Annotated in this window: 24 protein-coding genes; 6 read left to right on the top strand and 18 right to left on the bottom strand. The window is 72.7% G+C overall.

The window, feature by feature from the left end; all coding sequences use genetic code 11:
• Positions 1-12: 12 nt before the first annotated feature.
• The 4 genes from ACZ6JY_RS08765 to ACZ6JY_RS08780 all read right to left on the bottom strand — a co-directional run bounded on the left by ACZ6JY_RS08765 (position 13) and on the right by ACZ6JY_RS08780 (position 5422).
• Positions 13-3306 carry an ABC transporter permease gene (locus tag ACZ6JY_RS08765; protein ID WP_469193661.1) on the bottom strand — a complete coding sequence of 1098 codons (3294 nt, stop codon included), beginning with the start codon at positions 3304-3306 and terminating at the stop codon, positions 13-15.
• A gap of 187 nt (positions 3307-3493) precedes the next feature.
• The gene (locus ACZ6JY_RS08770) at positions 3494-4255 is read right to left on the bottom strand and encodes a DUF3710 domain-containing protein (RefSeq protein ID WP_469193663.1); all 762 of its coding nucleotides are present in this window, start codon (positions 4253-4255) and stop codon (positions 3494-3496) included.
• A gap of 1 nt (position 4256) precedes the next feature.
• Positions 4257-4841, bottom strand: a complete 585-nt coding sequence (gene dut / locus ACZ6JY_RS08775; RefSeq protein WP_469193665.1) for a dUTP diphosphatase — start codon at positions 4839-4841, stop codon at positions 4257-4259.
• On the bottom strand, positions 4838-5422 hold the full coding sequence (locus tag ACZ6JY_RS08780; protein WP_469193667.1) for a PaaI family thioesterase: 585 nt from the start codon (positions 5420-5422) through the stop codon (positions 4838-4840). Before ACZ6JY_RS08780 ends, dut begins: the two co-directional genes overlap by 4 nt.
• A gap of 57 nt (positions 5423-5479) precedes the next feature.
• Here ACZ6JY_RS08780 and ACZ6JY_RS08785 point away from each other — a divergent pair, with 57 nt between their 5' ends.
• On the top strand, positions 5480-5932 hold the full coding sequence (locus ACZ6JY_RS08785) for a DUF3093 domain-containing protein (protein WP_469193669.1): 453 nt from the start codon (positions 5480-5482) through the stop codon (positions 5930-5932).
• 6 nt (positions 5933-5938) lie between these two features.
• Here the strand turns inward: ACZ6JY_RS08785 and ACZ6JY_RS08790 are convergent, their stop codons facing one another.
• From ACZ6JY_RS08790 to ACZ6JY_RS08805, 4 genes are all read right to left on the bottom strand, one after another.
• Positions 5939-6868: a hypothetical protein gene (locus ACZ6JY_RS08790; RefSeq protein WP_469193671.1), complete on the bottom strand. Its 930-nt coding sequence runs from the start codon at positions 6866-6868 to the stop codon at positions 5939-5941.
• A gap of 14 nt (positions 6869-6882) precedes the next feature.
• The gene (locus tag ACZ6JY_RS08795; protein WP_055544889.1) at positions 6883-7179 is read right to left on the bottom strand and encodes a DUF4193 domain-containing protein; all 297 of its coding nucleotides are present in this window, start codon (positions 7177-7179) and stop codon (positions 6883-6885) included.
• Positions 7180-7573: 394 nt separating this feature from the next.
• The gene (locus ACZ6JY_RS08800) at positions 7574-8806 is read right to left on the bottom strand and encodes a sensor histidine kinase (protein WP_469193673.1); all 1233 of its coding nucleotides are present in this window, start codon (positions 8804-8806) and stop codon (positions 7574-7576) included.
• Positions 8807-8812: 6 nt separating this feature from the next.
• Complete coding sequence (locus ACZ6JY_RS08805; RefSeq protein WP_030778701.1) at positions 8813-9466, bottom strand: response regulator transcription factor; 654 nt, start codon at positions 9464-9466, stop codon at positions 8813-8815.
• 302 nt (positions 9467-9768) lie between these two features.
• Between ACZ6JY_RS08805 and ACZ6JY_RS08810 the strand changes: the two genes are divergently transcribed.
• Entirely contained in the window at positions 9769-9939 is a 171-nt protein-coding gene (locus tag ACZ6JY_RS08810; RefSeq protein WP_469193676.1) for a hypothetical protein, read from the top strand.
• A gap of 75 nt (positions 9940-10014) precedes the next feature.
• Here ACZ6JY_RS08810 and ACZ6JY_RS08815 read toward each other — a convergent pair whose 3' ends face one another.
• Together ACZ6JY_RS08815 and ACZ6JY_RS08820 are read right to left on the bottom strand one after the other, a co-directional pair.
• A complete protein-coding gene (locus tag ACZ6JY_RS08815) occupies positions 10015-10824 on the bottom strand; it encodes an inositol monophosphatase family protein (RefSeq protein ID WP_469193677.1) in 810 nt (269 codons plus the stop codon).
• A 20-nt stretch (positions 10825-10844) separates the two neighbouring features.
• Positions 10845-11972: a ferrochelatase gene (locus ACZ6JY_RS08820; RefSeq protein ID WP_469193679.1), complete on the bottom strand. Its 1128-nt coding sequence runs from the start codon at positions 11970-11972 to the stop codon at positions 10845-10847.
• Between the two features lie 223 nt (positions 11973-12195).
• On the opposite strand from ACZ6JY_RS08820, the gene ACZ6JY_RS08825 reads away from it, so the two are divergent.
• Together ACZ6JY_RS08825 and ACZ6JY_RS08830 are read left to right on the top strand one after the other, a co-directional pair.
• A complete protein-coding gene (locus ACZ6JY_RS08825) occupies positions 12196-13434 on the top strand; it encodes an MFS transporter (RefSeq protein ID WP_469193681.1) in 1239 nt (412 codons plus the stop codon).
• Positions 13394-14713, top strand: a complete 1320-nt coding sequence (locus ACZ6JY_RS08830; RefSeq protein WP_469193683.1) for a D-arabinono-1,4-lactone oxidase — start codon at positions 13394-13396, stop codon at positions 14711-14713. The genes ACZ6JY_RS08825 and ACZ6JY_RS08830 overlap by 41 nt, the downstream gene beginning before the upstream one ends.
• A gap of 5 nt (positions 14714-14718) precedes the next feature.
• Here the strand turns inward: ACZ6JY_RS08830 and ACZ6JY_RS08835 are convergent, their stop codons facing one another.
• Positions 14719-15900, bottom strand: coding sequence for a hypothetical protein (locus tag ACZ6JY_RS08835; protein WP_469193685.1), 1182 nt, complete (start codon positions 15898-15900; stop codon positions 14719-14721).
• Positions 15901-16372: 472 nt separating this feature from the next.
• Here ACZ6JY_RS08835 and sepH point away from each other — a divergent pair, with 472 nt between their 5' ends.
• On the top strand, positions 16373-17476 hold the full coding sequence (gene sepH, locus ACZ6JY_RS08840; protein ID WP_469193687.1) for a septation protein SepH: 1104 nt from the start codon (positions 16373-16375) through the stop codon (positions 17474-17476).
• A gap of 71 nt (positions 17477-17547) precedes the next feature.
• Here sepH and ACZ6JY_RS08845 read toward each other — a convergent pair whose 3' ends face one another.
• Positions 17548-18375: a sulfurtransferase gene (locus ACZ6JY_RS08845; protein WP_469193689.1), complete on the bottom strand. Its 828-nt coding sequence runs from the start codon at positions 18373-18375 to the stop codon at positions 17548-17550.
• A gap of 378 nt (positions 18376-18753) precedes the next feature.
• Here ACZ6JY_RS08845 and ACZ6JY_RS08850 point away from each other — a divergent pair, with 378 nt between their 5' ends.
• Positions 18754-19566, top strand: coding sequence for a VOC family protein (locus ACZ6JY_RS08850; protein WP_469193691.1), 813 nt, complete (start codon positions 18754-18756; stop codon positions 19564-19566).
• A 120-nt stretch (positions 19567-19686) separates the two neighbouring features.
• On the opposite strand, the gene ACZ6JY_RS08855 is transcribed toward ACZ6JY_RS08850, so the two are convergent.
• From ACZ6JY_RS08855 to ACZ6JY_RS08880, 6 genes are all read right to left on the bottom strand, one after another.
• Positions 19687-22224 (bottom strand): FtsX-like permease family protein, encoded by a 2538-nt coding sequence (locus ACZ6JY_RS08855; RefSeq protein ID WP_469193693.1) that lies wholly within the window; start codon positions 22222-22224, stop codon positions 19687-19689.
• Positions 22221-23009: an ABC transporter ATP-binding protein gene (locus tag ACZ6JY_RS08860; RefSeq protein ID WP_469193695.1), complete on the bottom strand. Its 789-nt coding sequence runs from the start codon at positions 23007-23009 to the stop codon at positions 22221-22223. Before ACZ6JY_RS08860 ends, ACZ6JY_RS08855 begins: the two co-directional genes overlap by 4 nt.
• A 24-nt stretch (positions 23010-23033) precedes the next feature.
• Positions 23034-23465 (bottom strand): hypothetical protein, encoded by a 432-nt coding sequence (locus ACZ6JY_RS08865; protein WP_469193696.1) that lies wholly within the window; start codon positions 23463-23465, stop codon positions 23034-23036.
• A 170-nt stretch (positions 23466-23635) separates the two neighbouring features.
• The gene (locus ACZ6JY_RS08870; protein WP_469193698.1) at positions 23636-24310 is read right to left on the bottom strand and encodes a response regulator; all 675 of its coding nucleotides are present in this window, start codon (positions 24308-24310) and stop codon (positions 23636-23638) included.
• Positions 24310-25542 (bottom strand): sensor histidine kinase, encoded by a 1233-nt coding sequence (locus ACZ6JY_RS08875; protein ID WP_469193700.1) that lies wholly within the window; start codon positions 25540-25542, stop codon positions 24310-24312. Before ACZ6JY_RS08875 ends, ACZ6JY_RS08870 begins: the two co-directional genes overlap by 1 nt.
• A gap of 161 nt (positions 25543-25703) precedes the next feature.
• The gene (locus ACZ6JY_RS08880; RefSeq protein WP_469193702.1) at positions 25704-26354 is read right to left on the bottom strand and encodes a thymidine kinase; all 651 of its coding nucleotides are present in this window, start codon (positions 26352-26354) and stop codon (positions 25704-25706) included.
• Positions 26355-26395: the final 41 nt, after the last annotated feature.

The raw sequence follows: 26395 nt of genomic DNA on the forward strand, positions 1-26395 counted from the left end.
CCGCCGGCCCCCTCACCTCCCGTCACCCGCCCGCAGCACCCGAGCCAGGTCCACTCGGCCCAGGACCCGCCCGGCCACGGCCACCACCCCGCAGATCACCGCCGCGGTGACCACCCCCGTGACCGCCACCCGTTCCCACGGCACCCGCACCACCAGCGAAGGGAAGACCGCTCGCCCCTCGGCGTCCACCGTCACCACCGGCATGACCAGGGCCGCGAGCCCCGCCCCGAGCACGGTGCCGAGCACCGCCGCGACGCCCGCGAGCCCGATCTGCTCCACCCAGAGGCAGATGGCCGGCTCCCGCCGCCGCGCCCCCAGCGCCCGCAGCAGAGCGAACTCCCGTTCCCTGTCGCGCGCCGAGACCGCCGTATGCAGGGCAAACGCGATGACCGCGAAGGCGGGCGCGAGTACGAGGCACAGCGTCAACGCCCCCCGGGCCCCCCGCCGCAGCGGATCAGCCGCCAGGGCGTCCCGCGCCTGCGGCACGTCAACGGCTCGCCCGAGCCTCGGCTGCGCCCGCACGGCCGCGAGCGCCGGACGCGCGTCGTCGCCTCGGACCCCGACCCACCAGGCCTCGTCGGCCCCGGGCAACGACCCGCCGAACGCCCACTGCGCCGCCATCCACCGGGAGTCCGCGAGCAACCGCGGCCGGTCACGCGGCACCCCCGGCACCCCGGCGATCCGCCCGACGACCCGGACCCGCGCGCTCCCGCCCGTACTGCGCCACAAGGTCACGGTGTCCCCGACCCGCACACTCCCGGAGCGCAGCAGGACGTCATCCGCGAGGACGGGCGCGGCGGGCCGTCCCTCGGCCCGGTCGGTGCCGAGCCGCACCGCCCACGGCGGGTATTCCAGCCGCCCGTCGGGCCCCCGGAGCACGGCATCGATGAGCGTGCCGGCCGCGGCCCTGTCCCGGCAGAGCACGGGCCCGGGCGCGTCGCCCTCGGTGGCCCGCTCTCCCCGAGGCCTGCGCTCGACCCCCGGACACCCGGCCACGCCCCGGTCAGGGGCGTCGGCCCGCAGGTCCCGCCACCGCGCGGGCGTCCGCAGCCCCGGCACCTGGTCGACGGTGACCCGGTAGGTCCGCCGCACGCGCTCACCGACCATGCTCAGCTCGATCTGAAGCACCCGCACGGACGTCCCGCGCGCCGCGACCCGCAACGGCACGACCCTGGCCCCGCCCTCCTCGATCACCACGGAGCCGGACCGCCCGAGCCCGTCCGCGTCCTCGTAGAAGACGGTGAGCCGTACGGGCACCGCGTCACCCTGGCCGGTGGCGGTCATCCGCACGCGCAACGGCACCTCCCGCTCGGCACCGCCGTCCCGTGACGGCACCGGTAACCGCACCGGAAGCCCATGCTCCGGAACCCCCCGCCCGAGCCGCCCCACCAGCTCGCTCACGGGTACGTCCGCGAGATCACCGCGGAGCTCCGGCGCAGGGCCCCGCTCCGTGTTGACGGCCGTGACGGCCACCGCGTCCTGCCCCACGTACCCCTCGGAGGTGATCACGGGCGTGACGGCCTCGGCCCCCGGCAGCGCCTCGTACCGCGTTCGGCGCTCCCCGGCCGGTATCCCCTCGCCCGGCTCGACCCGCAGGTCGGCGCCGACCTGGAACGCGGCCTGGTCCCGGTCGCCCCGGTCGAGGATCGCCAGCGCCGTGCTGCTGAGCGCCGCGACGGCGAGGGCGAGCGTCACCACGAGCGCGGGCCCCGCGTGCCGGGCCGCGCGCCGCGCGATCTGCCAGCCGCCGAGCGGCAGCGCGAGGCCCCTGCTCCGCCGCGCGAGGGGATCGACGACACGGGCGAGGAGCGGCAGGAACCGCAGGGCGAGCAGCGCCGCGGCCACGGTCATCACGACGGGGGCGAGCACCAGGACGGGGTCGACTCCGTTGCCGCCGGTCACCGGCGACCGGTACTGCCGCAGCTGGAGCCAGCCCAGGACGGCGACCGCGGCGAGCGCCAGATCGGCCCCCCACCGCTGCGCCCCCGCGAACCGCGCGACCCGCAGCCGCAGCCGCGCCACCGCCCGCCGGTCGCGCACCGCCCGGGCCGTCGGCAGCAGCACCGCGGCGCCGTGCACGAGGAGGGCGGCCGACGCCGCCGCCCACCCGAGGCCGGTGGCCGCCGATCCCGGTATCCCGCCCTCGACGAGTCCGGCCGCCGCGAGCCCGCGCAGGAGCGGCCCCGCGAGGAACGGCGCGGCCACCGCGGCGGGCACGGCCGCGCAGGCCCACAGCGCGGCCGTGGCGAGGACGAGCCGCCGGGCGCCCGCCCCGCGCGCGGCGAGCAGCGCGAGCTCCGGGCGCCGGTGTTCGGCGAGCTGCCGCGCGGTGAGGACGAGCACGGCCACGGCGAGCGCGGCCAGGAGCGTCGCGGGCACGTAGAGCCCCGCGCGGGCCACGGCGATCGGTGCGGTGAGCCGGCCGAGCGCCCCGCGCAGCCCCGCGGACACGGTGAGGTCCTTGCCGTCGACCCGGTCCGCCCCGTCGCCCACGGCCCGCCCGGCGAGCACCGAGAGCGCGGCGTCACTGCCCGCGAACCGTCCGGCCCGCTCGCGCAGCTCCTCGATGTCCCCGAGCCGCAGCCCGTCCACGTCGGGCACGCCCAGCCACAGCGCCGCCGCGTCCCCCGCGAGGCCCGGCCGCGCGGCGAACGCCCGGCGCGGCACCACCGCGACCGTGTCGGGCACCCCGAACGTACTGCTCAGCGAGGCCCATACGGCGGGCGCCCGCTCCTTGGCCGCGTACAGTCCGACGACCCTCAGCCGTACGAGCCGCTCGCCCGCTCCCCGCACGACGAGCGGGGCTCCGGGCCGTACGGCCAGCTCGGCGGCGGCCGTCCCGGTCAGCGCGGTCTCGACCGCCCCGGCGCGGGAGCGCGGCCACCGCCCCGCCACGAGTGAGGCGTGCCGCCGTACGCCCTGCGGGGCGACGACGGAGAGTGTGGCGTCCCTGCGCGGGTGGCCGGCGGCCTCGGTGACGGTGAGCTCGTCGTTGCGGGCGGCGGGGGCCCGCAGGGCCGACCAGGTGTGCTGGGGCGCGTCGCCGTAGGTGCGGGCGAGGGCGGCGCGTGCGGCACGGTCCAGCTCCCGTACGCCGTCCGCCGCGTAGGGTCCTGCGATCTCCACGACGGCGTCCCGGTCCGCGGCGAGCCGCCGCTGCACCGCGCCTTCGACGGACTTCTCGGAGAGGGCCGCGAGGGCGGCCAGCACGGTGGCCGCGAGCAGCACCGCGAGCCCGGCGGCCCCCAGGACAAGCCCGTGACGCCGGCTCCCCCGCACCGCGGCGGGTACGCCTCGTCCCCTCACCGTCACGGTCTCCCCCCGGTGACCGGCACAGTATGGGCGGACATGTCTGTGGCCCGCAACGCTCCGGACACACCGGAACCGCCGCGGGCCACAGGGGAGTTGATCGGCCGTCAGTCCTCACGCCACGCAGGTACGAGGTGTCTTTCGGCCTCCGTGCCGCGCGGGCACGGGGCAGGGGGCAGGGAGGTCAGCGCACCTCGGTGATCTCGGGGCCCCGCTGGAGCTGGCCCATGCCGCCGGAGAAGCGCGAGCCCTCCTGCTGCTCCTCCTTGACGCCCTCGGCGACCATCTGGGCGTCCTCGGGCAGCTTCAGGACGATCGGGTCGCGCGGCGCCATCGGGCCCTCGCCGCGCACGACGACGGTGTCCCGGAAGATCTGTTCGAGGAGCCCTGCGGCCTGCGGCTGCACCGCGCCCTGCCCGGAGATCACACCGCGCAGGAACCAGCGCGGGCCGTCGACGCCGATGAAGCGCACGACCTGCACACCGCCCGTGCCGTCCGGCAGCTGCACCGGGACCTGGGCGCGCAGCTCCCAGCCGAGGGAACCCTCGACCTCGTCGATGACACCGCCCTGCTGGGTGATGCCGGTGGCGATCTCCTCGCGGACCTCGCCCCAGATGCCCTCCTTCTTCGGGGCGGCGAAGCCCTGGAGCTGGATGGCGCTGTCCTGGAGGACGACGGTGGCCGCGACGATCGCGTCGCCCGCGACCTCCACCCGCAGCTCCATGCCCTCGACCCCCGGCACGAAGAGCCCGCCGAGGTCCACCCGGCCCTCGCCGGGCTCGCGGACCTCGGAGATGTCCCAGGGTCCGTCGGGACGGGGCTCCGGCTCAAGCCTCACACGCGTGCGCGCGCCGTCGGCCGAGTCGTCGGCCACGCTGTCGACGACCTGCTCGTCCGCGCCCGCCGCGTCCTCGGCGGCACTGTCCTTCTTGCGACGTCCGAACACGTCACTGTCCTTCCCGATCGGATACGACCGATGCGTATCGATTCCCACCCGTTTGTTCGCCCGCGCTCGCGCTCGGGTCCACGCCCGTGCGCTCGCCCGGGCCGGCGCCCACGGCGGCATGGCCGCCGGTGGACCCGAAGCCCCCCTCGGCCCGTGCCGATACGGGAAGCTCCGCCACCTCCTGGAAGCGCACCTTCTCGACCCGCTGGACCACCAGTTGGGCAATCCGGTCGAAGCGCTCGAACCGCACGCTGTCGCGCGGATCGAGATTTACCACGATCACCTTGATCTCTCCACGGTACCCGGCATCCACCGTCCCCGGGGCGTTCACCAGAGCGACACCGCAGCGGGCGGCGAGCCCGGAACGGGGGTGCACGAAGGCCGCGTACCCCTCGGGGAGCGCGATGGACACGCCGGTGGGCAGGACGGCGCGCTCGCCGGGCGCGAGTTCGCGGGCCTCGGTCGTCCGCAGATCGGCACCCGCGTCACCGGGCCGCGCGTACGCGGGCAGCGGGACGTCGGGGTCGACGCGCCTGATGAGCACGTTCAGCTCGGTCGGGCCGTCGTCGGGGGCAAGGGACGTCACGGGTTCACCTCGAAGGCGCGGGAGCGCCGGACCTGGTCCGGGTCGTTCATGGCCGCCCGGATCTCCTCCTGGCGGCCGTTGTCGATGAAGTGGTCGACCTTCACCTCTATGAAGAGGGCGTCGGCGCGGACCGCCACGGGGCCCTCGGGGCCGCCGATCCGGCCGGTGGCGGTCGAGTAGATCTTCCGTCCGGCGACCGCGGTGACCTCGGCCTCCAGGAACAGCACGGTGCCCAGCGGCACGGGCCGTACGAAGTCGGTCTCCAGGCGGCCGGTCACGGCGATCACCCGCAGCAGCCAGTTCAGCGAGCCGAGCGTCTCGTCGAGCGCGGTGGCGAGGACGCCGCCGTGGGCGAGGCCCGGGGCGCCCTGGTGCGCCTCGCGCACGGTGAACTCGGCGGTGATCGCCACGCCCTCCCCGGCGCGCGCCGCCAGGTGCAGTCCGTGCGCCTGCCCTCCCCCACAGCCGAAACAGTGTTCGTAGTGGGCACCGATGAGCTCGCCGGGAGCGGGCGCGTCGGGATGGCGTACGGGCGCTATGGCCTCGGCCGGGGGCGTCAGAGCTGAAGATGTACCACTCACAGGCGCAGACCTTACCTCCGCGTCAGCCGGTCGGCGCACCGTGCCAAGCTTGGTCGCATGCAGCCTTACGAAGAACGCCTGACCGCACCCCGCTCCTGGTGGCTCGCCTCGCTCCTGGCGGGTGTCGCGATGGCTCTGGTCCTGCTGCCGTTCGGCACGCTGCCGCTCCTCGGCGGCCTGGTCGGCGGGACGGCCGTGGCGGCGGTCGTCACCAGTGCGTACGGCTCGGTGCGAATCCGCGTGGTGGCGGGCTCGCTGGTCGCGGGAGACGCGAAGATCCCGGTGTCGGCGCTGGGTGACGCGGAGGTCCTGACGGGCGAGGAGACGCGCGCGTGGCGCACCTACAAGGCCGATCCGCGCGCCTTCATGCTGCTGCGCGCCTACATCCCGACGGCTCTGCGCGTGAACATCACCGACCCGCAGGACCCGACTCCGTACGCCTACATCTCCACGAGGCACCCGGAGGCGCTGGCGGAGGCTCTGAAGTCGGTACGGGACAGCGCCTCGTGAGGGCCCTCAGGACCCGAGCTCCTTGGGGAACTCCCCGGGCGGCAGCGCGTTCGCAGGGGCTTCGAGAGAGGGCAGCTCCCGGAGGGAGTCCCACGGCACCTGGGCCTTCCGCAGGTCGTCACGGACCCGCGAGGCCAGCTTCTTGGTGTCACGGCGGTTCATGACCGCCCCGACGGCGGCGCCCACCATGAAGGGCATGAGGTTCGGCAGGTTCCGGACCATGCGCTTCATGATCTGCTGGCGCAGCTCCCGCTTGACCTGCCCGCCGAGTGCCGCGTTGAGCGTCGACGGCTTGCCCACGTCGACGCCGCGCTCCTCCGTCCACGCGGTCAGATAGGCCGTGCTGCGCTGGGCGAGGGTGCCCTCGGGCCGTCGTCCGTAGACCTCGTGCAGCTCGGCGATCAGTTTCAGTTCGATGGCGGCGACGCCGGTGATCTCCGCCGCGAGTTCGGCGGGCATCGCGGGCGGCACCGGAAGCATCGCCGCGGCGCCCACTCCCGCGCCCACGGTGGACGAGGCGTTGGCCGCTCCGGCGATCAGTTTGTCCGCGAGCTGCTCGGGACCGAGGCCCGGGAACTGCTTGCGGAGGGTCGCCAGGTCGCGGACCGGGACCCGTGGGGCGATGTCGATGATCCGGTCGGCGAGCAGGCCGATGGCGGCCTTGGCGCCCCGCCCGCCCTTGCGCACGCCTTCTCTCATCCCGCCCGTGACGGCGGCAACACGGCCCTTGGCCCCGGCTCTCCGGGCAACCTCGGATTCCTTGTCGTCCGCCGTCTCGTCCGGCACCGGGGTGAGGGCGCCCGCCGGTCCGAGCGAGGCTGATCCTGTGGGGGAAGAGCCTCGCCCGTCGTCACGCACGCCGTCGCCCGTGGCGCCGGCTTCGTCCGCTCCACGCCTGCGGAAGCGGCGCTTCCGGGACGGGGTCGAGCCAGTCATTGGCCGACCCCGCCTCAGTCGCAGTCGCGGCAGATCGGCTGGCCGTTCTTCTCGCGGGCCAGCTGGCTGCGGTGGTGGACCAGGAAGCAGCTCATGCAGGTGAACTCGTCCTGCTGCTTCGGGAGCACGCGGACGGCGAGCTCCTCGTTGGAAAGGTCCGCGCCGGGCAGTTCGAGGCCTTCGGCGGCCTCGAATTCGTCGACGTCCACTGCCGAGGTCGACTTGTCGTTCCGCCGCGCCTTCAGTTCCTCGATGCTGTCCTCGTTGACATCATCGTCGGTCTTGCGTGGGGTGTCGTAGTCCGTTGCCATGTGTCGCTCTCCCCCTCTGGGTGTCTGCGGTGTCTCAGCGCACGTAACGCGTGAGGAGCCGGACTTGTGCCCGACCCGAGGCGGAGATTTTGCCTCACATCAAGGTCTGTTACTCAATCGACACCCAACCGCACCCCGGAAGAGGCGATGGGTTGGATGGCGATGGGGACCGTACACGGTCCGAATGTCGCGCTTCACGGGCGCCACCCCGTGTACTTCCCGTGATCAAGACCCCTGAAAACCCGGATTTTCCCGGCTTTCCGGCGACTTTTATGATCACGGAGAGTAGATGGTAAAAAAATCGTATCTGTGATCGATCGCACATGGATTCCCCGGGAGCGGGTCCCGGAAATTCCGCGTAAAGCGAACAGACGCTCGCGTCCGCGCCACCTCCTCAGATGGGCAGGGTGACACGCATCACGAGCCCTCCCCCTTCGCGCGGCTCCGCGATGATACGGCCACCGTGGGCCCGCGCGACCGACCGGGCGATCGACAGGCCGAGCCCGACGCCCTTGTCACTGCCCGTGCGCTCGGTCCGCAGCCTCCGGAAGGGCTCGAAGAGGTTGTCGATCTCGTACGCGGGCACGACGGGCCCCGTGTTGGAGACCACCAGGACCGCCTGGCCGTGCTGGGCCTCCGTGGTGACCTCGACCCAGCCGGCCTCCGGCACGTTGTACCTGACGGCGTTCTGTACGAGGTTCAGGGCGATGCGCTCCAGGAGGACGCCGTTGCCCTGGACGACGGCCACACCGCGCTCACCGCGTATCTCCACGCCCTTGGCGTCGGCCTCGGCCAGCACCTGGTCGACGGCGCGGTCGGCGACCTCGGCGAGGTCGACCGGCTTGCGCTCGACGATCTGGTTGTCGCTGCGGGCGAGCAGCAGCAGGCCCTCCACGAGCTGCTCACTGCGCTCGTTGGTGGCGAGCAGCGTCTTGCCGAGCTGGTGGAGCTCGGGCGGCGCCCCGGGGTCGGACAGGTGCACCTCCAGGAGCGTGCGGTTGATCGCCAGGGGCGTGCGCAGCTCGTGCGAGGCGTTGCCGACGAACCGCTGCTGGGCGGTGAAGGCCCGCTCAAGACGGTCCAGCATCTCGTCGAAGGTGTCCGAGAGCTCCTTCAGCTCGTCGTCGGGGCCGTCCAGCTCGATGCGCCGGGACAGGTCCGTGCCGGCCACCCTGCGGGCGGTACGGGTGATGCGGCCGAGCGGCGAGAGCACCCGGCCCGCCATCGCGTACCCGAAGGCGAAGGCGATCACGGCGAGGCCGAGGAGCGCGAGCAGCGAACGGCTCAGGAGGTTGTCGAGGGCGTGCTGGCGCTGTTCGTTGACGCAGGCGCCCAGGGCCTGGTTGAGGTCGTCGGCCGACGGCTTGGGCGGCAGGTTGCAGACCGTGCTGGCCACCCGGCCCTCGACGATCTTGAACGGCAGCTCGCTGCCCACGTTCAGCGCCTGCGCGGCGAGCAGGTAGATGATCGAGAGCAGCAGGATGCCCGCGATCAGGAACATGCCGCCGTACAGCAGGGTGAGGCGTATACGGATCGTGGGCCGCAGCCACGGGAAGGGCGGTTCGACCTTCCTCGGGTCCCACGTCGGCTTCGGTGGCGCTGTCGGTGGCGCCGGGGTCGAGGCCACCGGGGGTCAGATCCGGTAGCCCGAGCCCGGGACCGTCACGATGACGGCGGGCTCACCGAGCTTGCGGCGCAGGGTCATGACGGTCACCCGGACGACATTCGTGAACGGGTCGGTGTTCTCGTCCCACGCCTTCTCCAGGAGCTGCTCCGCGGAGACGACCGCTCCCTCGCTGCGCAGCAGCACCTCCAGGACGGCGAACTCCTTGGGGGCGAGCTGGATCTCCCTGCCGTCGCGGAAGACCTCGCGGCGATTGGGGTCGAGCTTGATCCCCGCGCGCTCCAGGACCGGCGGGAGCGGCACGCTCGTACGCCGGCCGAGGGCACGCACGCGTGCCGTCAGCTCGCTGAACGCGAAGGGCTTGGGCAGATAGTCGTCGGCGCCGATCTCCAGGCCCTCGACGCGGTCGCTGACGTCGCCCGACGCGGTGAGCATCAGGACGCGGGTCGGCATGCCGAGCTCGACGATCTTGCGGCAGACGTCGTCGCCGTGCACGAGCGGGAGATCCCGGTCGAGCACCACGACGTCGTAGTCGTTGACGCCGATGCGCTCCAGGGCGGCCGCCCCGTCGTACACGACGTCGACGGCCATGGCCTCCCGGCGCAGTCCGGTTGCCACCGCATCGGCGAGCAGTTGCTCGTCCTCGACGACGAGTACGCGCACGTCGCTGTCCTTCCTCTGTGCCCCTGCGGGCAGGTCTGTCTGGGGGTAAGGCTCCATCCTGCCCCTTTCGGCCGTAAACCGGCTGTAAGGCGGTCTCGGCCCCCGGGAATGCCGGACTTTCTCGGAGGGTTCAGGTTTCTGCGGGACCGAGCGGGGGGAGGACGGGCTTACACCCGCGATCACGCTTTGTCAGTGGCGTGCCACGAACCCGCTTACTCCAGGGCGGCGCGAGACGTGATCGCCCCTTCTTGAGGGCACACCCCCGTGCCATCGACCCACGACCCAGCCGAGGGGGCGCAACCATGGACGCATTCACCGCAGGGCTTCTGCAGCGCATAAAGGCCACGGAGTCCGACCTCACGATGGCCCGTGAGACGGGAGACGACTTCCTTGCCGAGGTCGAGCAGGCGGAGCTGGAAGATCTCCACCGCCTCGCCGCCGAGCACGGCGTCGAGGTGAACGCTCACGCCTGATCCGTCGCGCGAAGCCCCGGTACCTGTGGACCAGGTGCCGGGGCTTTCGCGTGTCCGCCGTGAGGCCGGGCGGGGTCAGTCGTGCCAGGCGCCGAGATCCTCCAGGCGGCCCTGGAGCGCCTCGAAGAGGCCGGGCGGTGCCGCGACGGCCAGCTCGCCCGAGAGGCGCTCTCCGGGGCGGCCACCGGTCAGCGCGCCCGCTTCCCTGGCGATGAGGTCGCCCGCGGCGAAGTCCCAGGGGTTGAGTCCCCGCTCGTAGTACGCGTCGAGGCGGCCGGCCGCGACGTCGCACAGGTCGATCGCGGCCGAACCGCCGCGCCTGATGTCCCGCACCCGCGGGATGAGCTGCCTGGCCACCTCGGCCTGCTGGGCGCGGCGCTCGGCGACGTACCCGAAGCCGGTGCCGACCAGGGCCTGCTCGAACGGCGGCGCGGGGCGCACGCGCGTGGGCTCGTCATTGAGGAAGGCGCCCTCGCCGAGGACCGCGCGGCAGGTCTCCCCGCGCACCGGGGCGTGCACCACGCCGACGAGGGTCTCGCCGTCCTTGCGGGCGGCGATGGACACCGACCAGTCGGGGCGGCCGTAAAGGTAGTTCACCGTGCCGTCGATCGGGTCGATGACCCACTGCACGCCGCTGCTGCCCTCGGAGCTCGCGCCCTCCTCGCCGAGCACGCCGTCGTCGGGCCTGCGCTCGCCGAGGAAGCCGGTGATCAGCTTCTCGGAGGCGATGTCCATCTCGGTGACGACGTCGACGGCGCTGGTCTTGGTGGCGGCCACGCCGAGGTCGGCGGGGCGGCCGTCGCGCAGGAAGGCCCCGGCCCGGTGCGCTGCCTCCAGGGCGACGTCGAGCAGTTCGGCCTTCAGCGCCTTCAGGGGGTCCGTCATGGTGCTCCTCGTGCTCCGGTTCACGCGTACGGGCTGTCGGCGCCGGCGGCCGCCGGCCTGGGCGCACGGGCCGGGCAGCAGCCCACCGGGCACAGGTCGTGGCTCGCGCCGAGGGCTCCCAGGGCGCAGGGGGCGACCGCGGTGCCGCTCTCGCGCGCGGCGCGCTCCAGGACCAGCTCCCTGATCGCCGCGGCGAACCGCGGGTCGGCGCCGACCGTCGCCGAACGGCGCACCGGAAGGCCGAGCTCCGCCGCCTTGGCCTCGGCCTCGGTGTCGAGGTCGTACAGGACCTCCATGTGGTCCGAGACGAAACCGATGGGGACCATGACCACCGCGGGGGCCCCGGCGCCGTGCCGCTCCTCCAGGTGGTCGCAGATGTCGGGCTCCAGCCACGGGATGTGCGGGGCGCCGCTGCGCGACTGGTAGACGAGCTGCCAGGGGTGCTCGGTGCCGGTCTCCTCGCGGACCGCGTCGGCGATCAGCCGGGCCACGTCCAGGTGCTCCTTGACGTACGCCCCGCCGTCGCCGTGCTGCTCGACCGGGCCCGAGGTGTCGGCCGCGGAGTCCGGGATGGAGTGGGTCGTGAAGGCCAGGTGCGCGCCGTCCCGCACGTCATCGGGGAGCTCGGAGAGGGACTTCAGGACACCGTCGATCATGGGGCGCACGAACCCCGGGTGGTTGAAGTAGTGCCGCAGCTTGTCGACGCGCGGCAGCTCGAGGCCCTCTGCCTCCAGGGTCGCCAGGGCGTCCGCGAGATTCTCGCGGTACTGCCGGCAGCCCGAGTACGAGGCGTAGGCACTCGTGGCCAGGACCAGGATGCGGCGGCGGCCGTCGCCGGCCATCTCGCGCAGGGTGTCGGTGAGGTAGGGCGCCCAGTTGCGGTTGCCCCAGTACACCGGCAGGTCGAGGCCGTGCTCCGTGAAGTCCTTGCGCAGGGCGTCGAGCAGGGCGCGGTTCTGTTCGTTGATCGGGCTGACCCCGCCGAACAGGAAGTAGTGCTGCCCCACCTCCTTGAGCCGCTCCTTGGGGATGCCGCGTCCACGCGTCACGTTCTCCAGGAACGGGACGACGTCATCAGGGCCTTCTGGACCGCCGAACGAGAGCAGCAGCAGGGCGTCGTAGGGAGTGGGGTCGAGCGCATCGGACATGAAACCGATCCTGCCACCCGCCACTGACAGCCGTGGAAAGGGGCTCGCCGGGTACGCCGGACCAAGGCCTCCGCGCACTCCGCGTCCGGCCGGAACCCGTGCGTCCCGGCCCGGAAATCCCGGTGCGGCACTCCTCTCGGGAACCGTAAGCTGTATGGGCCACCTTTACGCCTTACCGGAGCCGCTCCCCCCAGGAGCCGCTCCGCGCTCCCGTGGAGTCCACGTGCCCAGCCCCTACCGCGCCATCTTCGCCGCCCCCGGCACGAAGGCCTTCTCCACCGCCGGGTTCCTCGGCCGTATGCCGCTGTCGATGATGGGCATCGGCATCGTGACCATGGTGTCCCAGCTGACCGGGCGGTACGGCCTCGCGGGCGCGCTCTCGGCGACCGTCGCGCTGTCCGCCGCCGCGATCGGGCCGCAGATCTCGCGCCTGGTGGACCGGCACGGCCAGCGCCGGGTGCTCCGGCCCGCGACGCTGGTCTCCCTGGCCGCGGTCTCCGGGCTGCTGCTCTGCGCCAAGTTCGAGGCGCCCGACTGGACGCTGTTCCTCTTCGCCGCGCTGGTCGGCTGCGTGCCGAGCGTCGGCTCGATGATCAGGGCGCGCTGGGCGGTGCTCTACCGCGACACCCCGCAGCTGCACACCGCGTACTCCTTCGAGTCGGTGGTGGACGAGGTCTGCTTCATCTTCGGGCCGATCATCTCGATCGGGCTCTCCACGGTGTGGTTCCCCGAGGCGGGGCCGCTGCTCGCCGGGGCCTTCCTCGCCGTGGGCGTCTTCTGGCTGACGGCCCAGCGGGAGACCGAGCCCGTCCCCCACCCGCGCGAACACCACACCAGCGGCTCGGCGTTGCGCTCCGGCGGCCTCCAGGTGCTCGTCGCCACCTTCGTGGCGACCGGCGCGATCTTCGGCGCGATCGACGTGGTCACCGTGGCCTACGCCGAGGACCAGGGGCACAAGTCCATGGCGAGCCTGGTGCTCGCCGTCTACGCGCTCGGCTCCTGCCTCGCCGGTGCGGCCTACGGCCTGCTGCACTTCAAGGGTGCGCCGGCCGCCAGGTGGCTGCTGGGCGTCTGTGCGATGGCCGTGAGTATGATCCCGCTGCAAGTGGTCGGGAACCTGCTGTTCCTGGCCGTGGCGCTGTTCGTGGCGGGGCTCTTCATCGCGCCGACGATGATCACGACGATGGCCCTCGTCGAGCAGCACGTACCACGCGCGAAACTGACCGAGGGCATGACCTGGGTGAGCACCGGGCTCGCGGTCGGCGTCGCGCTCGGCTCCTCCGCGGCCGGCTGGGTGATCGACGCCGCGGGCCCGGACGCCGGGTACGCGGTCCCGGGCGTCTCCGGAGCCGCCGCGGCCGTCGTCGGGTTCTTGGGGTATCGCCGGCTGAAGCGGCCGGTTCCGCAACGGAGGGGGACCCATGAGCACGGGCAGCGCGAGGAGCACAGCGACGTGGCGTAACTGGGCTGGCAACGTCACCGCGCGGCCCGCCAGGGTGGCCACGCCCGCCTCGGTGGACGAGCTGGCCGAGGCGCTGCGCGGGGCGAAGGAGGACGGCCTCAGGGCGAAGGCCGTGGGCTCGGGACACTCCTTCACCGCGGCCGCGGCGACCGACGGCCTCCTCATACGCCCGGACCTGCTCACCGGCATCCGCCGGATCGACCGCGAGGCCGGCACGGTCACCGTGGAGGCCGGCACCCCGCTGAAGCGGCTGAACACGGCCCTCGCGCGCGAGGGCATGTCCCTCACGAACATGGGCGACATCATGGAGCAGACGGTCTCCGGGGCCGTCAGCACCGGTACGCACGGCACGGGCCGGGACTCGGCGTCGATCGCGGCCCAGATCACCGCGCTCGAACTGGTCACCGCCGACGGCACGGTCCTCACCTGCTCCGCGAAGGAGAACCCCGACGTCTTCGCCGCCGCCCGCGTCGGGCTCGGCGCCCTCGGCGTCATCACCGCGATCACCTTCGCCATCGAGCCGGTCTTCTACCTCACCGCCCGCGAGGAACCGATGACCTTCGACAAGGTCACCGCCGACTTCGACGCGCTCTACACGGAGAACGAGCACTTCGAGTTCTACTGGTTCCCGCACACCGGCAACTGCACCACCAAGCGCAACAACCGCGGCCATGGCCCCGCCGCCCCGCCCGGCCGGATCAGCGCCTTCGTGGAGGACGAACTCCTCTCCAACGGCCTCTTCCAGGTGGTCAACATCATCGGCAGGGCCGCGCCCGCGACCATCCCGGGCATCGCCAAGATCTCCAGCAAGGCCCTCTCCGCGCGTTCGTACACGGACATCCCGTACAAGGTCTTCACGAGTCCGCGCCGGGTGCGCTTCACGGAGATGGAGTACGCCGTCCCGCGCGAGGCCCTGGTGGAGACCCTGCGCGAACTGAAGGCCATGGTGGAGCGCTCACGGCTGCGGATCAGCTTCCCCGTGGAGGTCCGCACGGCGCCCGCGGACGACATCGCGCTCTCCACGGCCTCGGGCCGGGAGAGCGCGTACATCGCCGTCCACATGTACAAGGGCACGCCGTACCAGGCCTACTTCACGGCCGCCGAGCGGATCTTCACCGCCCATGAGGGGCGGCCGCACTGGGGCAAGCTGCACACGCGTGACGCGGAGTACTTCGCCGGGGTGTACCCGCGCTTCGGCGAGTTCACGGCCCTGCGCGACCGCCTCGACCCCGACCGCATGTTCGGCAATGACTACCTGCGGCGGGTCCTCGGCGCCTGACCCGCCTACGGGGCGGCGGTCTCGCCCTGCTGTGCGCCTCCGTCGGTGTCCGTGCCGGTGCCGGTGCCGTTGCCGTTGCCGCTGGACGGGGTGGGCGTCGGGGGCGTCGTCGGCGTCGGGTCCGTACGGGAGTCGTCGTTCCCGGAGTCGGAGCCCGTGTCCTTGTCGGTGTCGCCGCCGGAGTTCCCGTCGGCGTCCTTGGAACCGGAGCCGGAGCCCGAGTCGGTGCCGTCGCCCGTGCCGGGGGTCTGGCCGCCGGTCCCCTCCGGGTCCTGAGTGGCGTCGCCGTCATCCTTTCGGGTGCCCTCGTCCGTGCCCGAGGTGCCGTTGTCCGAGGGCTGCCCCGTCGGTTCGTCGGCGGGCGTGGACGGCTCCTTCGGAGAGGTGTGCCTGTTACCCGTGAGGTTGCTGATGGTGGTGCCGTCGCCGCCGCTGAAGTCCTTGCCCGCCACCAGCTCGTACGTGGTGATGCCGCCCATGGAGACGCCGAACACCACGGCCGCCGCGATCAACGGCCGCTTCCAGCTGCGGATGCGCGCGCGGTGCGTCGTCCCCTCGGTGAACTCCTCGGCCGGCTCCTCGGCCGGGAGGCGCAGCACGCGCGTGGCGTCGGCCGCGGCGAGCGAGGGCAGCACCGTGGTGGGGTCCGCGTCCGCGTCCCCGGCGGCGGGCAGCACCGTCGTCTCGTCGGCATCCGCTTCGGCTTCGGCTTCGGCGGTCCGGGGTCTGCCCCACGTCGTGGTCACGGGCCCGGCGGCAGTGGCCCCGGCGCGCGCGGCCGTCTGGAACGTCACAGGCGTCGCGGAGGTCCCAGCCGCCCCGGACGCCCCGGACGTCCCGGAGATCTTGGACGCCTCCGGTGGCTTGAAAGTGTCGGGCACCGACGAGGCCCGGGCCACGGGAACCTGCTGCGCCTTCGGCTTGGCCTGGACGGCCACGACGCGTATCTGTTCACCCGTACGCCTGAAGAAGTGCTGGAATATGGTGCCGCCGCAGGTCGCCACACCGCTCACGACGCCGGCGCCGAGGATCGTCCCGTAGACACCGAGGTTCGAGGCGAGCTTCGCCGCCACGACCGCGGCGATGGCGCTGCCCGCCACCTGCGGCACGCTGAGATCGAGGCGCCGTTTCTCCTTCGGCTCCTCCTGGTCCTTCGACTCCTTGCCGTAATCCGGCTTTTCTCGCATCTCCGCCCCTTGCCTGCCTTTCTCGCCTTTCTCGACTGACTGCACGAGAAAGGGACGTATGGGCGAAGTGATTAGTTCCGTTTCGGGTGATTCCGTGAAGTGCGCCACGCATGTGTGCGAACACGGGAACGGGGAAGGCGTTCAACTCCGTTCCCCTACGAGAAGTTCGGCGGCGCGGCGGTCCACCCGCGTGGCCCGAATGGAGTACTGTTGCGAGCCCTGGGTCCGGTCTCCCGCCAGGATGCCCGGGGCCTCCAAGGACCGCCGGGTGGGGGGCTCGCTGCACAGGGTGGCGAAGTTCGTCACTTAGGGTTGCGAAAGGGTAACCGTGCCATAACGGCGCTGCAGGGCCCATGCCCGACACGCCGGGCAACTCGGCAAGGTTGTGGCAGGCTGCACCCGGGCAGGCCACACTCGACTAGCGGAAGCAGCGACGCACGTGACGTCGGCAGGCACCACCCGGGAGGTCCCCATGCCCGAACTGCGTGTCGTGGCCGTCAGCAACGACGGCACACGGCTGGTGCTGAAAGCTGCGGACAGCACGGAGTACACGCTTCCGATCGACGAGCGGTTGCGCGCGGCCGTCCGCGGTGACCGGCCCCGACTCGGCCAGATCGAGATCGAGGTGGAGAGCCACCTCCGCCCCCGTGACATCCAGGCGCGGATACGTGCCGGTGCCAGTGCGGAAGAAGTGGCCCAGTTCGCCGGCATCCCCGTCGACCGCGTCCGCCGCTTCGAGGGACCCGTCCTCGCGGAGCGCGCCTTCATGGCCGAGCGCGCACGGAAGACCCCCGTCCGCCGTCCCGGCGAGAACACGGGGCCCCAGCTCGGCGAGGCCGTCCAGGAGCGGCTGCTCCTTCGCGGCGCCGACAAGGAAACCGTCCAGTGGGACTCCTGGCGCCGCGACGACGGCACCTGGGAGGTCCTGCTCGTCTACCGCGTCGCGACCGAGCCGCACTCCGCGAGCTGGACGTACGACCCGCCCCGGCGGCTCGTCCAGGCCGTGGACGACGAGGCGCGCTCGCTGATCGGTGAGACCGACGACATCGCGGCGCCCGAGCCCAGCTTCCCGTTCGTGCCGCGCATCGCCCGGCTGCCCAGGGACCGGCCTCTCGACCGGCCGCTCGACCGTGCCCTCGACCGGCAGATGGACCGCCCGAGCATCCCTCCGGCTCCCGTCGAGCCGCCGGAGGAGGGTGTCGGCGCGGGCTCCGCGGTGGCCGAACAGGAGCGCGACTCGCTGACCAGCCTCCTGGAGGCCGTGCCCAGCTTCCGCGGTGACATGGTCGTGCCCGAGCGCCCCTCGGTCGCGTCCACCACGGAACTGCCGCCCGTGCCCGGGCAGGACGAGCCCGAGGAGGAGGCCGACGCCGAGGAGCCTCCCGCGGCTTCGGCCGGTGCCGGTGCGGCCTACGCGGACGTGCTCATGCCGCGCGCGGTGGCCAGCCACCGCGACCGCCTCGTCGGCTCCACGGACCGTCAGGCCGAGGCCGACGGCGTGCGCCCGGGGCGCCGCGCGGCGGTGCCGAGCTGGGACGAGATCGTCTTCGGCACGCGCCGCAAGAAGCAGGAGTAGTCGGAGTCACGTCGTACGCGCGGCGGCCCCGCACCTTCGAGGTGCGGGGCCGCCGCGCGTGTGCCCGGTCGCTACTTCGGGTCCGCGCCCGTGGCGACCGGACGTGATCCGTCCGCCGACCACTCCGACCACGAGCCGACATACAGCGCGGCCGGGATGCCCGCCACCGCGAGGGCGAGCACCTCATGGGCGCCCGAGACGCCCGAGCCGCAGTAGACGCCGACCTCCGTGCCGCCGTCCGCGCCGAGCGACGCGAAGCGGTCGGCCAGTTCGGCGGCCGGCTTGAAGCGGCCGTCCTCCTCGACGTTCTCCGTGGTGGGCGCCGAGACCGCGCCCGGGATGTGGCCCGCCACCTTGTCGATCGGCTCGACCTCGCCGCGGTAGCGCTCGGCCGCACGGGCGTCCAGGAGCAGGCCCGAACGGGCGAGAGCCGCCGCGGAATCCGCGTCCAGGTAGTCCGCGCTGTTCGGGGCGGGCTCGAAGGAGCCTTCGGCCGGCGTCTGCCCCGCGCCCTGCTCCAGAGGGCCCGTCCACAGGGCGATGCCGCCGTCGAGGACACGGACGGACGTGTGCCCCGTCCAGCGCAGCATCCACCACAGGCGCGCCGCCGCCCAGTTCTGGCCACCGTCGTACACCACCACGTCCCGGTCGGCCGAGACCCCCGCCGCCCGCATCACCGCCCCGAAACGGTCCACGTCGGGCAGCGGATGCCGGCCCTCCGGTCCGGGAGGTCCCGCCAGGTCGGCGTCCAGGTCGACGAAGACGGCCGAGGGGATGTGCCCCTCCTCGTACGCGGATCGCATCGAACCCTGGTGCTGCCAGCGGACGTCGAGGAGGACCGGCGGATTCTCGCCCGTCAGGTCGCTCGCGAGTTCGGTCACGGAGATGATGGCGTTCATGGGCCCATCCTTGCGCATGGGGTGGCCGCGCGGCCGAGGTCGGGCTAGCCTGCTCGGCCGGACCTCGCCCGGACACAGGGTGTACGGGTTCCGGCACTCGCCGTACAGGAAGCGGACAGTGACCGGGCAGATCGCGTCGGCGGATCGATGGCCGCGGTCAGCGGATTGATGACCGCGAAACGGGCATCCTCCGCGGGAGGCGGGAAGCCGCCGACGCGGCGCGGCCGGAACGCGCGGCGCGACGGGTGGTGCGAGCATCTGCACGGTGCGCGGGCGTGCGTCGAGGGCACACCGCGCGACAGCGGGCGTGCGTCGAAGGCACACCCGCGCGACGGAGAAGACGAAGCGGCCCACACGAAGGCCGAGGAGAAGGTGACGATGACCGAGGCACGGGCGTCCGCCGGACGGCGTGACGGCGCGGGAGCCGGTCCGAGCACACCCGGCACACCCTGCTGGGTGAGCCTGATGGCGCACGGCCTGGAAGCGACCCAGGAGTTCTACGGAGCGCTCTTCGGCTGGGAATTCCGTCCGGGACCCGAACAGCTCGGCCCCTATGTGCGGGCGCTGCTGGACGGCCACGAGGTGGCCGGCATCGGCCAGCTCCCGCCCGGCCGTCAGCTCCCCATCGCCTGGACGCCGTATCTGGCGACGGACGACGCGGACGCGACGGCCGAGGCGGTACGGCACTGCGGTGGCACGGTGGGCGTCGGGCCCATCACGGCGGGCCGGGCCGGGCGCATGGCCGTGGCGCTGGATCCCACGGGCGCGGTGTTCGGGCTCTGGCAGGCCGCCCGTCACCTCGGCTCGGCGGTGGTCGGCGAGCCGGGCGCGCCCGCCTGGTACGAGCTGCTGACCCGGGAGACCTCCGGCGTCTTCCCGTTCTACCGGAACGTCTTCGGCTTCACCGAAGAAGCTGTGGTTTCGGCCGACTTCGACTACGTGAGGCTGTGCGTCGACGGGCGCCCTGTGGCGTCCATGCACGGCGTCGGCGACGCGCTGCCGCGCGACCGGGGCCCGCACTGGATGACGTACTTCGAGGTCGCCGACGCCGATGAGGCGGCGAGCCGGGTCGTCGAGCTCGGCGGCCATGTGGTCCGGCCCGCGTGGGACGACGTCTACGGACGGATGGCGGTCGTCGCCGACCCGGAGGGCGCGGTCTTCACCGTCGTACGCTCCGACCGCGAGAGCTGACGCACGCTCCCTGGCGCGGACGGCTGCGGTATACCGACGACGCGGCATGCCCACCACCAGGCCCTCTGGTGGGCATGCCCGCCCGCTTTCCGGCTGCTCGGCCTACTCTGCCGACTGGGCCTACTCGGCCTGGGCCACAGCGACTGTCGGCGAGGTCCGCGAGGCGCTGAGGGCGGGCACCATTCCCGCGGCGGCGGTCACCAGGACGAGGGCGGTGAAGACCGCCGCCAGCTCCCCGGCCGGCACGCTGAACGGGGCGTTCGTCTGGGCGACACGGACCACCAGCCAGGAGTAGGGCAGGCCGAGGGCAAGACCGAGGACCGCTCCCAGTACGCCGTAGAGCGCGCATTCCGCGGTGACCATGCGGTGCACGGCCGCCCGGCTGAGCCCCAGGGCCCGCAACAGCCCGAACTCGCGCTTGCGTTCGACGACGGTGAGGCTCGCCGTGGTCGCGACTCCGACGACCGCCACCAGGACGGTCAGCCCCAGGACCATGATCACTGTCGTGGCCATCGTCCGCAGGTCGTCCGAACCGGTCTGTCCGGCCGAGTCCTCGGCGATGACGCGGCCGTCGCCGCGCTGAGGGCCGGTCAACGTGTCGGTGATGGCCCGCTGCGCGTCCCTCCGCCCCTGAGCGCCGCCCTCCGAGGCGTTGGCGGTGACCGTGGTGGGCGCCGCGCCCGCTCCCATACGGGTGAGAGCCTCGGCGGGGACGAAGAAGTTCCCTCCGTACGGGCCTTCTCCGGGCAGCGTCCCCGCCACGGTGAGGCGGACGGTGCGGCCCTTGACCTTCAGCGTCACGCGGTCGCCCGCTGCGACGCCGAGCCGGTGGGCATTCTCGGCGTCCACGACGACCTCGGAGGGTTCGAGGTCGTCGAGGGAGCCCGTACGGGCGGTCAGGCCCACGCCGGAGCGGACGGTGCCGAGGTCGAGGTCGGAGACCGTCGCGCTGCGGGTGCTCTCGATGACCTCCGCCGTGCGGAACGCGGTCACGTCGGCCAGTTCGGGGCGAGAGGTCAGATCGGCGGCGAGCGACCGGTCCAGCGAGTCGCTGTCTCTGGCGTGCAGGTGGAAGTCGGCCGGTGCCTCCACCGCCTGCTGGTGCCGATCGTAGGCTTGCAGGGAGGCGAGGCAGGTCAGAGTCGAGCCGACCAGGCAGACGCCGAGGGCCACGACGACCGAGACCGAGGCCGCCCTGCCCGGCGCGCCCCCGACGCCCGCGACCGCGAGCCGGCCGGCCGCACCGGTGCGGCGCAGGGGCACGGCGACGGCCGCGAGCACCGGCCGGACCAGACGGGGGCCGAGGGCGATCAGGGCCAGGAAGGCCAGCGCGCCCGAGACCACCACGACGGTCAGCGCCGTGAACCGGTCGTACTCCGTGTCGCCCGGCTGGGGCAGCCCGTCGTACTGCTGCCAGGCGAGAAGCGCGGCGCCCGCCGCGCACACCAGCCCCAGCAGCGTCCGTCCGATGCCGCTCGCCGCGCCCTCCCCGGTGGCCGCGCTCCGCAGAGCCTGCATCGGGGAGATCCGTGAGGCGGTCAGCGACGGGGCCAGGACCGCGAGGACCGCCAGGAGGCCGACGCCGAGAACGGTGAGAGCGGCCTCCGTCAGCGGGACCTGGGAGGGGGCGAACAGGTCGTGCCCGAACCGCCGGGCGATCGGAGGGGTGAGTCGCCCGCAGCCCCAGGCCGCCAGCACACCGGTCGCGCCGGCCAGCAGGCCGACCACCGCCCCTTCGACGACGAGCGCGGTCGCGAGCCTTCGCCGAGTCGCCCCGATGGCGCGCAGCAGCGCCAGTTGGCGTACGCGCCGTGCGAAGACGATGCGGAAGGTGGAGGTCGCGACGAGGACGGCCGCGCCGACGGCGACGGCGAGGAAGACGGTGACCAGCTCCAGGACGTCCTTCGCCTTCACCACCGCCTCGCGGGCTTCCTCGTCCCGCACCTCGTCCCCGGACCGCACCCGCGCTCCGGGCATCGCCTGCCGGATCCGCTCCGCCGGATGCGCCGTGTCGGTGCGGACGTCGATGCGGGAGTAGCCCGACACGCCGAGCATCTTTGCGAGCTGGGGGCCGGGGGCGTAGCCCGTCGGCCCCGCCTCGTTCGTGGCGGTGCCGCGGACGATGCCGGTGACCTCGACCGTCACCCGCCGGCTGCCTTCGCCGTCGGGTTCGGGCCGCAGCAGGGTGAGCGACGATCCCGGAGCGAGACCGTAATCCCGCGCGGCCCGCGTGTTGACGGCGAGCCGGCCGGGGCCGGAGGGGTACGTGCCGTTGAGCAGCCGGACTTCCGCCAGGGCGCCGGTGCCCGGGTCCGCGGACAGATCGAGGTAGCGTTCGACGGCGCTGCCGTCCAGCGGGCTGCCGCCGGTGATCCTGCCGACGGCCTCGGTGACCCCGGGCGTCTTGCGGACCTCGCGGAGGCGGGCCTCGCCGATGTCCTCCCCGTCGCCGGGCGTGACCACCAGCGACACCGCTTCGGGGGTTCCGCGGAACTTCTCGACGACGGTCGCGGTGATGATCTGCTGGGCCATGACGGCCCCGAAGACGACGAATGCCGCGATCAGCAGCGACAGTCCGGTGGCCGTGAACCGTCCGGGCCGCCGCAGGAGTTCCGCCACCTGGGAGCCGAGGACGGTCGCGCGCCACGGGGTTCTCACGGCCGCCTCCCCATGACGTCGGTCACCGGCGCGGCGGCCGGTGCGGTGTGCTCGTCGTTCACGACGCGGCCGTCGGTGTGCTCGTCGTTCACGACGCGGCCGTCCGCGAGGGTCAGCACCCGGTCCGCGTACCGCGCGGCCGTCGGGTCGTGGGTGACCATCACGACCGACTGGCCGAGGTCGTCGACCGACTGGCGCAGGATGGCGAGGACTTCGGCCCCGGCCCGGGAGTCGAGGTTGCCGGTGGGTTCGTCGGCGAAGACCACGGCCGGCCGGGCCACCAGCGCCCGGGCCACGGCGACCCGCTGCTGCTGGCCCCCGGACAGCTCGGCGGGGCGGTGCGACACCCGGTGGGCGATGCCAAGGACTTCGCAGAGGTGGTCCGCCAGTTCGCGGTCGGGGCGCCCGCCGGACATCGTGACGGGCAGCACGATGTTCTCGTACGCCGTCAGCTGCGGCAGCAGGTTGAACGACTGGAAGACGAACCCGATCCGCTCCCGGCGCACCCGGGTCAGCTGCCGGTCGGAGAGCCCTGCGAGCTCCGTTCCGTCCAGGACGACGCTGCCGGAGGTGACGGTGTCGAGTCCGGCGGCGCAGTGCATCAGTGTCGACTTCCCCGACCCGGAGGGGCCGACGACGGCGGTGAGCCGTGCCCTCTGGACACCGACGGAGACCTCGTCGAGGGCCCGCACCTCGGCGGTGCCCTGACGGTAGGTCTTCACCAGGTCGGTGGCGGTGATGACGTCGTCCGGTGTGTGGCCGCGGGCGGCGGTGTGGACAGCCATGGGTGACGGCTCTCGCATTCCGGGTCAGGAGCCGAGCGGCGGCATGGACAAGGTGACGCCGGAATCCGAGCAGTGTCCCCGCGCCTCGCCCTGGAGGTTCTTCACGTCCTTCGCGGACGGCGCCTCGGGGGACTTCTCGGCGGTCGCGAGCGCCCAGCCCTCGTACTGGGAGATCTTGGCCCCGAGGTAGCCGTCCTTCATCTTCGCGCGGCGCTCGTCGCCGGTCTCCTTCCACCACTTCTCCGCCTCCGGCGCGGGGCCGGTGGAAATCTCCTCGGCCTCGGTGATGATGCTCTGCGCCAGTCGGCAGTCCTCGGCGGACGACTGGCTGAGCTCATCGCGGTCCTGCCACCAGTAGCCCGCCCCTGCGACCAGGGCCGCGGCGATCACGGCCGTGGCCGTGCCGATGACGAGGCGGTTCCGCTTGCGGGTCTGCGGGGTGGCCGTGGTGTTCATCAAGTTCTCCAGTGTCTTCTTGGCCGCGTTCGGCGACAGTGAGAAGTCTGGAGTTCGGCGGCCCGCCGGGCATCGGCCACGAATCCGAGATCGGGGGCGGCGGATCTGGCACGTCGGTCGGGGTGGTTCCTGCACCCCCAGGTGCAGAACCCGGGGGCGCTTCTGCACCCTCAGGGGGAGGGACGGACCAGCCCGGACTCATAGGCGAACGCCACGGCCTGGGCGCGGTCGCGCAGGTGCAGTTTCGCCATGAGGTTGCCCAGGTGCGTCTTCACCGTGGCCCCCGCGACATACAGCTCCGCCGCGATCTCGGCGTTGGACAGTCCCCGGGCGACCAGGGCGAGCACGTCCCGCTCTCGCGCGGTGAGACCGTCCAGCCGTTCGGCCTGTCCGTTCGCCGGTGCCAGCCGGTCCGAGACCCGGTCGAGGAGCAGCCGGGTGATGCGCGGCGCCACCACCGACTCCCCGGCGGCCAGGACGCGGATGGCGTTCACGACCTCCGTGGCGGGGGCGTTCTTCAGCAGGAAGCCGCCGGCTCCGGCGCGCAGCGCCGCGAACGCGTCCTCGTCGTTGTCGAAGGTGGTCAGCACCAGCACGCCGGGCGGATCGTCCAGGCGCATCAGCTGCTCCGTGGCCTGGATGCCGTCCATGACGGGCATGCGGATGTCCATGATGACGACGTCCGCCTCGATCTTTCGCAGCAGTTCGAGGGCGTCCGCCCCGTTCTCCGCCTCACCGACGACCTCGATGTCGTCCTGACCGGCAAGCACCATGGAGAAGCCGGCCCGGATCAGCGGCTGGTCGTCCACCACGGCCACCCGTATCGGCCTGTCTGCCTGCGTCATCACTTCGTCCTTGTCGGAATCGAGGCACGTACGTGCCATCCGCTGCCGAGCCGGGGGCCGGCCTCGAAGGTTCCGCCGGCGAGCTCCACCCGCTCCCGCATCCCCACGAGTCCGTTCCCTCCGGAGTGTCCGCCGATGCCGCGGCCCGCGAGGGTGCCCGCCCCGTCGTCGACCACGCTGATCAGCAGTGTGCCCTGCTCCTCATGGAGCCGGATGTCGACCCCGGCCCCTGATCCGGCGTGGCGGAGCACGTTAGTGAGGCACTCCTGGACGATGCGGAAGGCCGTCATCTCCTCCGCCGACGACAGGCGTCCTTCGCCGACCTCGACCGACACGTCCACGGTCAGCCCTGCGGCCCGTGCGCGTTCGGCGACGACCTTGATCTCGTCGAGGCTGACCAGCCGCCGTGGCGGGCTGCTGTCGGCGGAGTCCGGGTTCCCCTCGCGCAGCACCCGGACGATGCGGTGCATGTCGTCGATCGCGTCCCGGCCCGTGGCGGAGATCGCCTTCAGCGCGGACTCCGCCATGTCCGGCGACTTCCGCAGCACGCACTCGGCGCCGTCGGCCTGGAGGATCATCACGGCCAGACTGTGTGCCACCACATCGTGCAGTTCACGGGCGATCTCGGCCCGCTCCCGGGCCGCGGCGAGCCGGACCCGCTGCTCCTGTTCCCGCTCGACGGCCCGGGAGCGGGCCGCCTGGCTCTCGGCGTAGAGGCGCCGCGTGTGCAGGGCGAAGGCCGTCAGCCAGACGGTCAGCGTCAGTCCCCAGAAGGTCAGGAGCGTCTGGGGATCGGAGAACGGTTCGATGCCGAGAGCCGGCACCCCCACCATGCCGATCCCCGTGGCCAGCAGCACCACGGCGCCCGCGAGATACGGCATCCAGGTGGTCCGGGAGTGGTGGATGACCGACATCATGGCGAACAGCACGGCCACGTTGTACGAGGCGGGCGCCGACGCCGACGGAGAGTCGGACGGCCCGTGCAGGACGAACTGGACGACGCTCAGCGCCAGGACGGCCGCCATGACCGTGCCGGGGAACCGTCTGCGGGCCAGCAGGCACAGCGCCATCAGCGTGCCCAGGAGCATGTCGTAGTCGGCGTCGTAGTACCCCGCCGCCACCAGGACCACCAGCGCGAGTCCGATGTCGCACGCCCGGGCGACGGCGCGTCCGAGCCCGCCGGACAGCGTCATCCAGGACGACGGGACCGGGACCGTCCTCTCCTCAGTCAACCGTCGTGCCTTTCTCGTCCGGCGGCAGCGCGGCCGCGTGGCCCGCGGCACAAGTGCCGTCGGGCCGCGAGGACTTCGCGATCAGGGCGATGCCCTCACGCGCCCATACTGCCTCAGTGCGGGACCGGCGGGCGGCCGTGGCGGCCACGGCCGCCGCGGCGTCAGGCGGACGACACCGGCAGAACGTCCGGGGACAGCGCGCCCACGCGAGCGGACGCGGCCGTCATACGGCGCCGGTGGTGACGGCGGCAGAGAACCTCGTAACCGGTCTCCCCCATCGGCCGGTTCACGTCACCGACCACGACCTGGGCCCCCTCGACGACCATCTCGCCGTCCATGGTCCGCGCGTTGTGCGTGGCACGGGCTCCGCACCAGCAGAGAGCCTCGACCTGGAGCTGCTCGATCCGGTCCGCCAGCTCGACCAGCCGCTGCGAACCGGGAAACAGCCTGGTGCGGAAGTCCGTCGTGATGCCGAAGGCGAAGACGTCCATCTCCAGGTCGTCCACGACGTGGGCCAGCTGATCGATCTGGTCCGGGGACAGGAACTGCGCCTCGTCCACGATCACGTAGTCGACCCTGCCGCCCTTGGTCAGCTGAGCGACCAGGTACGCGTACAGGTCCATTCCCTCGTTCGCCTCGACGGCCTCCGTCACCAGTCCCAGCCGTGAGGACAGCTTGCCCTCACCCGCGCGGTCGTCCCGGGTGAAGATCACACCCTGGAGCCCCCGAGCCGACCGGTTGTGCCCGATCTGGAGAGCCAGAGTGCTCTTTCCGCAGTCCATCGTTCCGGAGAAGAACACGAGCTCGGGCATGGGAGGTTGAAGACCTTTCGGGGCTTGCGGGGTGGGGCCGG

The organism is Streptomyces sp. NPDC046335 (assembly GCF_055587985.1).